Raw genomic sequence first — 12,333 nt, 5'->3', positions numbered from 1 at the left:
ACTCCGTGGAACAGACTGGCAGAATGGATTTGCCTAATCCCCTGCTACAGAAAATCCTGCGCGCCCTGAAGCTGTCGACAGGAACGGTGATCGTCATCATGATCGCCGCGATTATCGCCGCGTTCAGCATCGTCTTCTTCAAGATCTGGACATCCGACAACGCTGCGGCGCAGAGGGAGATCGCCTCGGTTGCCCGGGTATTCGAGGCGCACAAAAGTTTCCTTTTGAATGAAATGGAACGGTACGCGGCCTCCAACGCCGCCTATATCAATGTCGATACAGCGCCTTCCCCCGACTGGATACACCGCCGGTTCGCTGTGGATATGGCAAGCGATTTCACCTATGACGCCGTCTATGTGATCGACCCCGATCACACCATCGTTTTCAGCGACATCGACGCCGCCGACTATGGAGCGTCTTTCAATCCGCTGAGCATTCCCGCGCTACGATCCGAAATCGACAGGATCAGAGACAGGTTTCTCGAAGCTGTCAGCGCAATGTCTCCGCAGACCGTCAATTTTGCCGGACTGTTTTCCGAACTTTCCGGCACCGTTACCGCGGACCTTGGAGATCATGCCGTCCTGGCTTCGGTTTTCGCCATCGTTCCCGATCCGGGAAACATCGAGGTTGCCAAACGCCCGCCTCACCTGCTGGTCACGCTGCACACGCTCAACGAAGCCCATCTCAACAGAATTCTCAAGAACCTGTCGTTGAGCAACCTGATCTTCGTCAGGGATGTCCCGGCGGACATGAACAGCATCGAGATATTGAGCGCCCCGGAGGCGCCCAGAGGCTATCTGGCCTGGCATCCGATGAGCAACGGCTCATCGATCCTGCTCTCCTCCGCTCCGGTGCTGCTGACGGCGATCGGCATTATTCTCGTGATCACGTTCTTGACGATCCATCAGAACGCGCGCGTCAAGCAGCATCTCGCCCAGCGTGAGCAGCAGGCGCGCTATGCCGCCGACCATGACGGCATGACAGGCTTCGCGCAACGCCAGCATTTCAGCGATCTCGTCAAAGCCGATCTCAGAAAGAACGATATCGGACATTGCGCGCTTATCTATCTCGACGTCGATCGTTTGAAACAGATAAACGACACACACAGCCACGCAGCCGGCGACAAGCTGATCAAGACGGTTGCCGACAGAACAAAAGACGTTTTCCGCAAAAACGATATATTCGGACGGGTCGGCGGCGATGAGTTTCTGATTTTCGCGCGCGGCAGGTCAAACCCGGACGTTATCGTCAACACCGTCCGCGAACTCTTGCGAACGCTCCGCCACCCGGTTGAATTCGAAGACCTGAGTCTTCAGATCTCCTGCAGCGTCGGCATTGCCTTTTATCCCGAGCACGGCCGCGATTTGACCGAGCTTACGAGGGCGGGCGACATCGCGCTCCAGCGCAGCAAAACGGGAGGCCGAAACACTTACCGTATTTTCGATCCGGCCATGGACAATTCCCTGAAGGAAAGACGGGAACTGCAGGAAAAACTGGCCCTTGCCCTGCAAAACGGCGAATTCGAGCTCCACTATCAGCCGGTCATCGATATTCAGACCGGCAGGCCTGTCTACGCGGAAGCCCTGTTACGCTGGCGGCATCCGGAAAAGGGTCTGGTTCCACCCGACCGGTTCATTCCCATCGCCGAAGACGAAAACCTTATGCCCAAGATCGGGGATTGGGTATTGCGGCAGGCGGTCGCCGACGCCTGCCGGTGGAAAGACATGGGTGTCTCCGTCAATATCTGCACGAGCCAGCTCATGCAGGAAGGCTTTGCCCGCAACCTGTCGAACCTGCTTGACGCCCATGGTTTCCCGGCCGGAAGCCTCACGCTTGAGATCACGGAATCGCAAATTCTGGACGAAGTCGAAAAGACTCAGAAGGTGCTGACCCAATTGCAGGAAATCGGCGTCAATTGCGCCATGGACGATTTCGGAACCGGATATTCAAGCCTTAGCTACCTCCACAGATACGACTTCAACACCCTGAAGGTCGACAAAAGATTTGTTCAGGAGATCGACAACAGCGAGAACTCCAGAAAACTTCTCGCAACCATGATCGACCTCGGAAAGATCCTTGGCATGTCTGTCGTGGTGGAAGGTGTGGAAACCGGTCAGCAACTCGATTTCCTCACCGGAATCGGCTGCCGCTACGTGCAGGGATTTTATTTTTCCAGACCGCGCCCGATCACGGAGTTTCAGTTTTCCGAGAAGGTCACCTGGTTTCAGTCGGCGGCCGGGTCATCGATCACGCTCACATGAGCGGCGACAACCTTCCAGCCTGACGGAGTTCTGAGCCAGGTCTGCATCTGACGCCCGACTTTGCCCGGCGCATTCCCCCGGTAGAACAGCGTCGATGCCGTCGCCATATCCGTCCCGTAGGTGGTGACGACCGTCTTTTCCAGACTCCGCTCCAGGTTGCTTCCCGGTCTTTGCGAACGGAAACGCGCGATCTCCCCGTAGCCATAGAGATTCTCGCCCCCGCCATAGCGGATGGTTGTCGGAGCATCGAAAAACAGCCTGTCCAGTGTGGCAACGTCGTTGCTGACCAGCGCCGTCTCGTACTCCCGAAAGACTGTTTCGACTTCCGCCTTCACGGCTGGAATATTGATCTCCATCAGCCGTTCTCCTTCGCTGTCTCAATCCGTTCGCGCAAGGTCGCCAGAAACGGAATGTCCCGGTACTGATCCGCCTGGACTTCCTCCCAGGCCACGCCCCCCGGCTGTGGGTGGGTGGTTCGGGTCTCAATCAGTTCCCTTTCCGTGGCGATTGCGTCGAGCGCGCTGTCATGCGCCATCATCACCAGGTGTTCCGCTTCAACGACCTGAGAGGAATGGACCGTGGTGGTAATCGGTGTCTCGGGCTTGAGCTTGCCCAACTCCCGGAAAATGCCGAGTTCAAGATCGGCGAACCCGCCGCCCTTGCCGGTGCGACCGCCCGCGCGGCTGACCCCGACGCAACCCACGACGACGAAATCGAGCAGCTCCATGTCCTCGAATTCCACCGGCTCCCCGTACTCGACGAAACCCTGGGAAGTCGCGGCGAGTTCGAACTGGACGCCTTTCCTTTCCAGGTCCTCCGGATCGAGCCGCACAAACGGAAACGGCTTGAGGAGTTCCGGTACCGGCGCATAAACGATCTTGCCGTCATAAAGCGCCCGCAGGCGTACCGGGATCTGGGGCGGGTCCGGATTGCATTTCACAGTCCGCGCCGCTTGCCATTGCGGCAGTTTCGACAGGTTAAACGCCGCCATATCCGCGCCGACAAAATTCGGAATTCGGCTGCCGGCCGGCCCGACGCTGATCCCGTTATCCTCAAGGCCTGACCAGATCTGATGTCTCAAGACGTCCTTGTCCGTATTGCGGCCGGCCCAGCGCGCATCTGCCATGTCTCTTGTTCCCTGTTAGATGTTATCGATCGCGGGATCGGCCACCGGCGCCGCGGCAACCCCATCCATGCCAAGCTGATGGGCCACCCGCAGGGCGAGATCCTCCCGCCAGGCCGGAGCGATCACCTGTACGCCGATGGGAAGCGCCGCACCGTCCAGCCAGACCGGAACGGCAACAACCGGCAGCCCGATAAAGGAAATCGGCTGGGTAAACAGACCGATATTGGGCCGCGCGGGCATTGTTTCACCTCCGAGGGTGATTGTCTTTGTGCCTGAAGGGAGAGCCGAAAACGGTGTCGCGGGTGCCAGAATGACGTCCACATGCTGGAAGATGCCGCGCATCATCGTCCTGAACCAGCTCCGAAAACGCTGCGCCTGGAGCACCCACATGGCAGGCACCATGGTTCCGGACAAGAACCGGTCGCGCGTATCCGGGTCGAAATCCTGCGGACGGGTCCTGATCCGGTCGAAGTGCAGATTGGAGCCTTCGGATGTGGTGATCACGTAAGCCGCTGCCCGGGCTCGGGCGGCCTCCGGGATATCGATCTCCGCCGACGCTCCGAGGGCTGCGGCCACCTTGTCCACCGCCGCCAGCGCTTCTGTTTCCGCCTTCTCCCTGAAGTAACCGCCGGCAACCGCGACGCGCAGACCGCCCGCCCCTTTTTCCAGTTCGCTGAGCGTCTTCAGAACCGGCATGTCCGCCTGGGCCGGATCCCGAACGTCCGGTCCCTGCAGAACATCGAAGACCAGGGAGAGATCTTCCGCCGACCTTGTCAGCGGTCCGAGATGGTCCAGACTGCCGACGAAGGGATAGGTCCCGTGCCGCGACAGCCGGCCGTATGTCGGCTTCAGGCCGAACAGACCGCAAAAGGACGACGGCACGCGGATCGAACCGTTCGTGTCGGAGCCAAGCGTGACCGGCACCATGCCGCTCGCGGCGGCGGCACCCGATCCGGAAGAAGATCCGCCCGTCATCCGGCCTGTGTCATGGGGGTTCAGACAGTTGCCGTCGTGAACGTTCTCGCCGGTAAAGTCATAGGCGTATTCTCCCATATTCAGGCCGCCCATGAGAACCGCACCGGCCTGGCTCAGCTTGCGGACCAGGGTCGCGTCGCCTTGCGCGGGGGCATTGTCGAGATTGATCTTCGATCCCGACCGGGTCACGACCCCTTCCATGTCGAAGAGGTTCTTGACCGCGAAAGGCACGCCGGCCAGCGGCAGGTCGTCGCCGCGCGCGATCGCTTCGTCGACCTCTGCCGCCTGCTGGAGCGCGCGTTCGGCGGTTACGTCCGTAAACGCCCGCAACAGCGGATTGAGGCTCTCGATCCGTTCCAACGAAGCCTGTGCGACATCAAGCGCGCGCGCCGAACCGCTCTTGACTGCCGCCGCTGTCTCGGCCGCCGTCAATCTCGTCAGATCCGCGGCCTCCGTCATGGAACGAACACCGGCGCGGCCTCGACCTCGTCATCAAGGGGAAAACCAAGCAGCAGATCCGCCGCTTTCTGTGTCGCCGCCACATGGGCGACCACGACCGGACGCCACGCGTCTTCGATGGTCAGCCCCATGAGCTTTTCCATATGGGCCACATGAGCCTCCGCGTCGAACCCCTCGCTCATCGTTTCTCCCTTATCATGTCTCGTTTTCCAATGCCGCGCGGAAAGAGGCAAGCGGCGCCGTCCAGCCGACGATGCCGCCCTGAGCGCGGATCATGTCCAGCGTCGCCGCCTTGAACTCCGGAAAATAACTTTCCGTCGCCTCTTCGATCAAAAGGCATTCGAAACCGCGATCGTTGGCCTCCCGTATCGTGGTCTGCACGCAGACCTCCGTCGTCACGCCGGCAAATACGAGACTTTTCGTGCCCCGCTCGGCCAGCAGGTCACCGAGCGGTGTTGCATAAAACGCGCCCTTGCCGGGTTTGTCGATAACGGTTTCGCCCTCTATTGCCGCGCAATCCGCGATGATTTCCGCTCCCGGCTCTCCGCGGATCAGGATGCGTCCCATCGGACCGTCATCCCCGATCCGGAGCGTGGGATTGCCGCGTTCGCGCTTGGCCGGCGGACAATCGCTCAGGTCGCCCGCATGGTTCTCGCGGGTGTGAACGACCGGCCACCCCCTTTCGCGGAACAACTTGAGAAGTTCCGCGGTCGGCCCGATCGCCCGCTGCATGTGGGAGATATCGTTGCCGAGCGTCTCGCCGAAGCCGCCCGGCTCGATGAAGTCCCGCTGCATGTCGATCACGATCAGGACTACAGAGTCCGGGTCGAAGCGGAACTCGAACGGTTGTGCGTTGACCGGGATCATCAGTGGTGCCCCGCCATGGCATGTCCGATCGTCGCTCTGTCCGTCTCCGCCATCGGCGACTGATAGGTGATTTTTCCTTCCGACATCACCGCAACCGTGTCCGCGAGCTCTAGGATTTCGTCGAGGTCCTCGGAGACGAGCAGGATCGCCGCCCCCTTGTTGCGCTGGTCCATGATCTGCGCCCGAATTTCGGCGACGGAGGCGAAATCAAGCCCGAAGCAGGGATTGGCGACGATCAGAACATCGACGTCGCCCGACAGCTCGCGCGCCAGGATCGCCCGCTGCACGTTGCCGCCGGAAAGATTTTCGATCGGCTCTTCCGTCGAAGGCGTCTTGACCCGGTAGGCGGCGATCAGTTCCTTGGCGCGCTTGCGCATCGGAAACGGCGACAGCCAGCCCTTGAAGGGAGAGATCGGTGCCTTGTCGAAGGTGCGGAAGGCCATGTTCTCCGCCACGCTCATGCGCGGCACGGCAACATTGCGCAAGGGTTCCTCGGAAAAACCGAACACCTTGAACGCGTCCATCTGATCGCGCGCCGGTTCGTAGGGTTTGGTGTCGATAAATATCCGGCCGTCCTTGAGCGGCCTTTGACCGGAGAGAACCTCGATCAGTTCCGACTGTCCGTTGCCGGACACGCCGGCAATGCCGAGGATCTCGCCCTTGTGGATCTTGAGACTGATCGCCTCGATGGCGGAAAGCTCCTCGTCGTCATCGGCGAAGAGACCGGCGAGTTCCAGTTTCAGCTTTTTCTCCGGCTGATCGGCCCGAGCCGCGCTTTCGCGGATCTCCGTCTCGCCGATCATCATCCGGCTCATGTCCTGGACGCTCAGGTCCTTGACGCTGCCGCCGCCGACCACACGGCCGCGACGGAGCACGGTGACATCATCGGCATAGGCGGTGACCTCCCGGAACTTGTGAGAGATCATCAGGATGGTCAGTTCTCCGGCTTCCGTCATGCCGCGCAAAAGACCCAGCACCTCGTCGGCCTCGTCCGGGGTCAGCACCGAGGTCGGCTCGTCCAGGATCAGGAAACGCTGATCGAGATAAAGCTGCTTGAGGATTTCGAGTTTCTGCTTCTCGCCCGCCGAAAGGCCCGAGACCGGCACGTCCAGCGGCACCTTGAAGGGCGTTGTCTCCAGAAAGGCATTCAGCGCCGTCCGTTCCTTTGCCCAGTCGATCACCGACGGGGTATCGGCCCGGGCGATCACCAGGTTCTCGGCGGCGGTCAGGGACGGCACGAGCGTGAAATGCTGATAGACCATGCCGATGCCGATGGCATGAGCGGCCCTCGGATTGTGAACCTCCACCATCGTGTCATCGACCAGCATCTCGCCGCGGGTCGGCTGATAGAAGCCCATCATGCATTTGACCAGCGTTGACTTGCCCGCGCCGTTTTCGCCCAAAAGCGCGTGGAACGAGCCGGGCGCAACCCGGATGGAGACATCGTCCAGCGCCGTCAGGCCACCGAAGATCTTGGTCATGCCGACGGTCTCGACACCGATGGCGCGTTTGCCGGTCACGGCCTTGCCGGCATCGCTCATGACGGCTCTCCGGCGGCAACCCGTTTCAGTCCGTCCCGAAACGTCACGCTGTCGGCCACCGCGCCGAAAACGCCGCCCTGCATGGTCACCATCTTCAGCGCCGCATCGTGATTGCCCTTGTCCGTCGCCGCGCAGCAGTCAGAGAGGATCAGACATTCGAAGCCGCGGTCGTTGGCTTCCCGCATGGTGGTGTGCACACAGACATCCGTCGTGATGCCGGTGAGCACCAGGTTTTCGATCCCGCGCGTCCTCAGGAGCAGCTCCAGATCCGTCGCGCAGAAAGACCCCTTGCCCGGCTTGTCGATGATCGGCTCTCCGGGCAGCGGCGCAAGTTCGGGTATGATTTCCCACCCGGGCTCGCCGCGCACCAGGATCTTGCCGCATGGGCCGGCATCGCCGATCCCCGCGCCGATCCGGCGCGAGCGCCAGCGCTTGTTGGCCGGAAGGTCCGCGAGATCCGGGCGGTGTCCCTCGCGGGTGTGAATGATGTGGTACCCGGCGGTGCGCATGACCGCCAGAACCCCGGTGATCGGCTCGATCGGTGCCCGTGTCAGGGAGATGTCATAGCCCATGCTGTCGACATAGCCACCGGGACCGCAGAAGTCGGTCTGCATGTCGATGACGATCAGCGCCGTATTGTCCGGTCTCAGATCGCCGTTGTAGGGCCAGGGATAGGGATCGGCGGCAACGGGGCCTTCGGCTGCGCCGGACATGTCTTCCGCGAAGCTCATGGCCTTACTCCGCCGCATCGCTCAGCGACTTTTCGCCGTAGGTCCGCGTAGGTTCCTCGAAGCCACAGGACGTGCCATCGGTGTGAACGACCTGTTCTTCCCACGGAAGCCGGTATTTACCGGCCGCCAGATCCGTCATGTAGGTGTAGGGGCAATCTTGCGCGCCCCCCTTCACCGCAACATAACCGCGGTGGCCGAACTGGTAGATGTTGTTTTCCACGCCCCAGTTGATCCGCGCCTCGCGCACCAGATCCGGGCGCACCTCCGCCGTGATGATCTCGTTGGCGCGTCCGCTGGTACCGTGGGCCATGATCGTGCCGTCGAAATTGACGATCATGCCCTCGCCCATGCTGTCGAACGTGCCGTCCGTGCCGCACATGCAGACATTGGCGGTCACCATCAGGTTGCAGAAGGCATTGGACTGGTTGGTGAATCTCCAGCTTTCCCGGATCGGCGCCGTGTAGCCGGCCGTGCGGATCATGATCTCCGCGCCCTTGTAGGCGCATTCGCGCGCCATTTCCGGGAACATCCCGTCATGACAGATGATCAGAGCCAGCTTGCAGCCCTTCGGCCCGTCGATGACCGGGATGCCCTGATCGCCGGGCTCCCAGGGCTCCACCGGTACCCAGGGATGCATCTTGCGGTAATAGAGCTTCAGTTCGCCGGTGTTGTCGATGATCAGTCCGGAATTATACGGCATGCCGCCCGGGTTGAGCTCCATGATGGAGAAGCAGCCCCAGATATCGTTGTCGACACAGGCCTGTTTGAAGGCCGCGACTTCCGGTCCGTCGAGGGTGCACATGATTTCCGGATTGGTGTCCATGGAAAGCCCGTGCAAGGCGTATTCGGGAAAGACGACCAGATCCATCGAAGGCATGTTCCGCCTTGCCTTGGCGACCATGTCGACGATCACCCGGGTCTGGTTGGCCAGATCGATCTCCGTTTCCACGGTCGGCAGCTGCAACTGCACCATTCCCAGAACCACGCCGTTCGGGGATTTGTTCAAGCCTCCAAGTCCACTCATGGTGTCGCTCCTATTTGGTGATCGACAGTTCGCCCGGCGCGCCTTTCAGCGACCGTCTCGGCGAGGTGCTCACGATCATGATGAAAAGGGTGAGGATGTAGGGCGCGGCATTGAAGAAGTGGTAGCCGCGCGAAATTCCGATGGATTGCAGGGCCGGTCCAAGCGCTCCCGCCGCGCCGAAAAGGAGCGCTGCCCAGAAACAGTGGATCGGATGCCAGCGCGCGAAGATCACCAGCGCCACCGCCATCAGCCCCTGCCCCGAGGACAGTCCCTCCGTCCAGCTTCCCGGATAATAGAGCGACAGGAAGGAGCCGCCGATGCCGGCGAAGAACCCGCCCGCCATGGTGGCCAGAAGACGGACCCGGTTGACGTTGATCCCGAGCGCGAGCGCCGCAGGCGCGCTGTCGCCGGTCGTGCGCACGATCAGCCCGTAGCGGGTGTTCTTGAGCCCCCACCACAGGAAGATCGCGAGCGCGATGCCCAGAAGAAACAGGGGATTGATCTCGAGCGCCTGGCGGATGCCCGGATGATCGCTCCACCCACCGAAGGAGATCGACGGCAGCCGCGGCGCCGATGGCTGGATGTAGGCCTTGCCGAAGAAGAAGGCGAGGCCGGTGCCGAACAGCATCAGGGAGATGCCGATGGCGATATCGTTGACCTTCGGAAGCTTGCAGAGATAGCCGTGCAGCGCGCCGAAGGCCGAGCCGCAGATGCCGGCGACGAGCACCCCGAGCCAGGGCGACCCGGTGTGATAGGAAATGGCGTAGGCGGACATGGCGCCGAACACCAGCGTGCCCTCCAGGCCGAGATTGATGCGGCCGGACTTCTCCGTCAGCATCTCTCCGAGACTGACGAAGAGGAACGGCGTCGAGACGCGGATAGCACCCGCGAACATGGCCAGGAGCACGGTCATGAGACCCGGATCACCGGTCATCAGCGGTCTCCTTTCGGCTTGAAAAACGGCAGCCGGCCATAGAAGGTTTCCGACACGAGGATGACGATGAAGAGCAGCCCCTGCAGCACCAGCACCGTTGCGTCAGGCAAGTCCATGCGACGTTGGACCAGGCCACCGGACGCGGCGAGGCCGCCGAGAAAGATCGCCACCGGCACGATGACGAGCGGATTATGCCGGGCAAGGAAGGACACCAGGATACCGGTGAAGCCATAGCCCGCGATCAGCGAGGCATTGGCCTTGCCGTGAATCGCGGCCACCTCGAAAAAGCCGGCGAGGCCCGCGCAAGCCCCGGCAATCGCGCAGGAGACAACCATGAGTTTGCCGACCGGCAGGCCCTGCGCCTGCGCCGCTCTCAGGTTGCCGCCGGCGATCTGGGCCGCAAAGCCGAAGGTGGTACGGTTCATCAGGACGAAGAGCAGCACGCACAGAACGACCCCGACCACAAGGCCCCAGTGGACGTCCGTGCCCGGAATGGCTCCGATCATGTTTTCCGCGCCGATCGGCTTGGTGGACGGCTTGTTCGGATCCGAAGGATCGCGCAGCGCGCCTTCGACGAAAAAATTCAGGATGGAAACGGCGATATAGAACATCAGCAGCGAGGCGATGGTCTCGTTGACACCGCGATAGTGGCGCAGCGCGCCCACCGCGCCGATCCAGACACCGCCAGCCACAATCGCGGCAAGCGCCATGACGCCCAGCATCAGGAAGGACGGAGCCCAGCCGACCATCGGGATGGCAACCGACGCAGCTGCGAAACCGCCCAGCACCAGGGCGCCTTCGCCGCCGATGATCACCAGCCCGAGACGGGCCGGAATGGCGACGCAAAGCGCGGTGAAGATCAGCGGCGCGGACCTGACCAGGGTGTTCTGCCAGGAAAAGCTGGTGCCGAAACCGCCGCGCCAGACCAGCGAGAAGAAGTCCGCGGGCGATTTGCCGAGCGCCAGCAGGAACACAGAGAACAAAACGCCTGAAACGATCAGCGCGAGGATCGGGATCACGACATACTCAGCCGATCGCCGGAACCTGTCCCGGAGCTCCGCCAGCGTGCCGCCCTGCACGCCAAGCCCTGGAGTGTCCGTTGTATCTGCCATGCCGGTTCCCTGTGGTTGAAGTAGGCCTTGAAAGCCGCGCGGCCACACGAAGAGGCAACCGCCCCACAAGCCGGGTTCAGGACCCGGGCTCGGGGTTCGGGGCGGTTACGGTTGCGTTTCCCGCTTAGGTGATCGACCCGGAAACGCCTTCGATCAGATAATCGGTCTGATCGAGCGACGGCTCGTAATTGTCGAAGCTTTCGCCCGCGGCCAGCAGCGGCGTACCGTCCTGCTTGTTGATCGGACCGACAAAGATCGGCTTTCCGGCCTTGACGTCCGCGCGCGCCGCGTCGGCGGCCGCAATCGCTTTCTCGGTCGCGCCCGCGCCGTAAGGCGTATTGCGGACGAAATCCTTGTCGAAGCCGCCTCCGGTGAAGTTCGGCAGTGCCTTGCCTTCGGCGAGGTCGGCGGCAAACATCTTGTAGATGGTTTCCCACTTGTATTCGGCGCCGGTAATGAACCCCTTGGGCGCGAGCGGCGCCTGCGAGGCGTTGTGGCCGCAGCATTTGATGCCCCGGGACTCGGCGGTCTCGATCACCACCTTCGGGCCGTCCACGTGACAGGTCAGAACGTCACAGCCGGCATCCACCAGCGCATTCGCCGCTTCCGCCTCGCGCACCGGCATGGACCACTCACCGGTGAAAATGACTTGGACGGTCGCGTCCGGATTCACCTTGCGCGCGCCGAGCAGGAAGGAGTTGATGTTGCGCAGGACGGTTCCGATCGGTTTGGCCGCGACGAAGCCGAGCTTGTTGCTGGTGGTCGACAGGCCGGCCGCGACACCGTCCACGTAGTGGGCCTGATCGAGATAGCCGAAATAGCTGCCTGCGTTCTTCGGATCGCCTTCCGTCCAAAGCGGTGCGGCGTGACGGAATTCCACGTCCGGGTACTTCGCGGCAAGGTCAAGAACGAAGGGCTTGTAGTATCCGAAGGAGGTCGCGAAAATCAGGTTGGCGCCGTCCAGATTGATCATGGATTCCATCGATTTCTGAACCGCGATGGTTTCCGGCACGTTTTCCTCTTCCACCACGGTCACGCCCGGAACGTCCTTCAAGGCAGCGGCGGCGACGGCATGCGCCTGGTTCCAGCCGAAGTCGTCTCTCGGGCCGACATAAACGATACCGACGGTCAGATCGCCCGCATGGGCGAGCCGTGAAAGCCCCGCGGACGAGAGCAGCGTAAGACCCGCTGCGGACGATTGAAGCAGGCTACGGCGTGAAAGTTGGAATTTAGACATGCTGTCCTCCTTAATATTATGACAAAGCCGCTCAAAAGCCGGCCGCTCCGTCTGCCCTGCCGATGT

Annotated in this window: 12 protein-coding genes; 1 reads left to right on the top strand and 11 read right to left on the bottom strand. The window is 61.8% G+C overall.

What is annotated here, in order from left to right:
• Positions 1-23: 23 nt before the first annotated feature.
• Positions 24-2,261, top strand: a complete 2,238-nt coding sequence (locus JF539_RS18395; RefSeq protein ID WP_207142181.1) for a putative bifunctional diguanylate cyclase/phosphodiesterase — start codon at positions 24-26, stop codon at positions 2,259-2,261.
• Here JF539_RS18395 and hpxZ read toward each other — a convergent pair.
• The 11 genes from hpxZ to JF539_RS18340 all read right to left on the bottom strand — a co-directional run bounded on the left by hpxZ (position 2,225) and on the right by JF539_RS18340 (position 12,267).
• Positions 2,225-2,617: an oxalurate catabolism protein HpxZ gene (hpxZ, locus tag JF539_RS18390; RefSeq protein WP_207142180.1), complete on the bottom strand. Its 393-nt coding sequence runs from the start codon at positions 2,615-2,617 to the stop codon at positions 2,225-2,227. The genes JF539_RS18395 and hpxZ overlap by 37 nt on opposite strands.
• Complete coding sequence (locus JF539_RS18385; RefSeq protein ID WP_207142179.1) at positions 2,617-3,387, bottom strand: 5-formyltetrahydrofolate cyclo-ligase; 771 nt, start codon at positions 3,385-3,387, stop codon at positions 2,617-2,619. Before JF539_RS18385 ends, hpxZ begins: the two co-directional genes overlap by 1 nt.
• A 15-nt stretch (positions 3,388-3,402) precedes the next feature.
• Positions 3,403-4,821, bottom strand: a complete 1,419-nt coding sequence (locus JF539_RS18380; protein WP_207142178.1) for an AtzE family amidohydrolase — start codon at positions 4,819-4,821, stop codon at positions 3,403-3,405.
• Positions 4,818-5,003, bottom strand: coding sequence for a DUF4089 domain-containing protein (locus JF539_RS18375; protein ID WP_207142177.1), 186 nt, complete (start codon positions 5,001-5,003; stop codon positions 4,818-4,820). Before JF539_RS18375 ends, JF539_RS18380 begins: the two co-directional genes overlap by 4 nt.
• Before the next feature lie 13 nt (positions 5,004-5,016).
• Positions 5,017-5,688 carry a cysteine hydrolase family protein gene (locus tag JF539_RS18370; protein ID WP_207142176.1) on the bottom strand — a complete coding sequence of 224 codons (672 nt, stop codon included), beginning with the start codon at positions 5,686-5,688 and terminating at the stop codon, positions 5,017-5,019.
• Positions 5,688-7,229, bottom strand: a complete 1,542-nt coding sequence (locus tag JF539_RS18365; protein WP_207142175.1) for an ABC transporter ATP-binding protein — start codon at positions 7,227-7,229, stop codon at positions 5,688-5,690. The genes JF539_RS18370 and JF539_RS18365 overlap by 1 nt, the downstream gene beginning before the upstream one ends.
• Positions 7,226-7,960, bottom strand: coding sequence for a cysteine hydrolase family protein (locus tag JF539_RS18360; RefSeq protein WP_236042557.1), 735 nt, complete (start codon positions 7,958-7,960; stop codon positions 7,226-7,228). Before JF539_RS18360 ends, JF539_RS18365 begins: the two co-directional genes overlap by 4 nt.
• Before the next feature lie 4 nt (positions 7,961-7,964).
• The gene (locus tag JF539_RS18355; RefSeq protein WP_207142174.1) at positions 7,965-8,984 is read right to left on the bottom strand and encodes a formamidase; all 1,020 of its coding nucleotides are present in this window, start codon (positions 8,982-8,984) and stop codon (positions 7,965-7,967) included.
• A gap of 10 nt (positions 8,985-8,994) precedes the next feature.
• Complete coding sequence (locus JF539_RS18350) at positions 8,995-9,918, bottom strand: ABC transporter permease (protein WP_207142173.1); 924 nt, start codon at positions 9,916-9,918, stop codon at positions 8,995-8,997.
• The gene (locus JF539_RS18345) at positions 9,918-11,030 is read right to left on the bottom strand and encodes an ABC transporter permease (protein ID WP_207142172.1); all 1,113 of its coding nucleotides are present in this window, start codon (positions 11,028-11,030) and stop codon (positions 9,918-9,920) included. The genes JF539_RS18350 and JF539_RS18345 overlap by 1 nt, the downstream gene beginning before the upstream one ends.
• A 124-nt stretch (positions 11,031-11,154) precedes the next feature.
• On the bottom strand, positions 11,155-12,267 hold the full coding sequence (locus JF539_RS18340; RefSeq protein WP_207142171.1) for a BMP family ABC transporter substrate-binding protein: 1,113 nt from the start codon (positions 12,265-12,267) through the stop codon (positions 11,155-11,157).
• Positions 12,268-12,333: the final 66 nt, after the last annotated feature.

The organism is Roseibium aggregatum, assembly GCF_017309185.1.
Classification (GTDB): domain Bacteria; phylum Pseudomonadota; class Alphaproteobacteria; order Rhizobiales; family Stappiaceae; genus Roseibium; species Roseibium aggregatum_B.
This window is presented reverse-complemented; position numbering and strand designations above follow the sequence as displayed.

What these genes read in the sequence shown, in the direction of transcription:
- JF539_RS18395 (WP_207142181.1), top strand. Translation starts at nt 24, where the DNA reads ATGGATTTGCCTAATCCCCTGCTACAGAAAATCCTGCGCGCCCTGAAG.
- hpxZ (WP_207142180.1), bottom strand. Translation starts at nt 2,617, where the DNA reads ATGGAGATCAATATTCCAGCCGTGAAGGCGGAAGTCGAAACAGTCTTT.
- JF539_RS18385 (WP_207142179.1), bottom strand. Translation starts at nt 3,387, where the DNA reads ATGGCAGATGCGCGCTGGGCCGGCCGCAATACGGACAAGGACGTCTTG.
- JF539_RS18380 (WP_207142178.1), bottom strand. Translation starts at nt 4,821, where the DNA reads ATGACGGAGGCCGCGGATCTGACGAGATTGACGGCGGCCGAGACAGCG.
- JF539_RS18375 (WP_207142177.1), bottom strand. Translation starts at nt 5,003, where the DNA reads ATGAGCGAGGGGTTCGACGCGGAGGCTCATGTGGCCCATATGGAAAAG.
- JF539_RS18370 (WP_207142176.1), bottom strand. Translation starts at nt 5,688, where the DNA reads ATGATCCCGGTCAACGCACAACCGTTCGAGTTCCGCTTCGACCCGGAC.
- JF539_RS18365 (WP_207142175.1), bottom strand. Translation starts at nt 7,229, where the DNA reads ATGAGCGATGCCGGCAAGGCCGTGACCGGCAAACGCGCCATCGGTGTC.
- JF539_RS18360 (WP_236042557.1), bottom strand. Translation starts at nt 7,960, where the DNA reads ATGAGCTTCGCGGAAGACATGTCCGGCGCAGCCGAAGGCCCCGTTGCC.
- JF539_RS18355 (WP_207142174.1), bottom strand. Translation starts at nt 8,984, where the DNA reads ATGAGTGGACTTGGAGGCTTGAACAAATCCCCGAACGGCGTGGTTCTG.
- JF539_RS18350 (WP_207142173.1), bottom strand. Translation starts at nt 9,918, where the DNA reads ATGACCGGTGATCCGGGTCTCATGACCGTGCTCCTGGCCATGTTCGCG.
- JF539_RS18345 (WP_207142172.1), bottom strand. Translation starts at nt 11,030, where the DNA reads ATGGCAGATACAACGGACACTCCAGGGCTTGGCGTGCAGGGCGGCACG.
- JF539_RS18340 (WP_207142171.1), bottom strand. Translation starts at nt 12,267, where the DNA reads ATGTCTAAATTCCAACTTTCACGCCGTAGCCTGCTTCAATCGTCCGCA.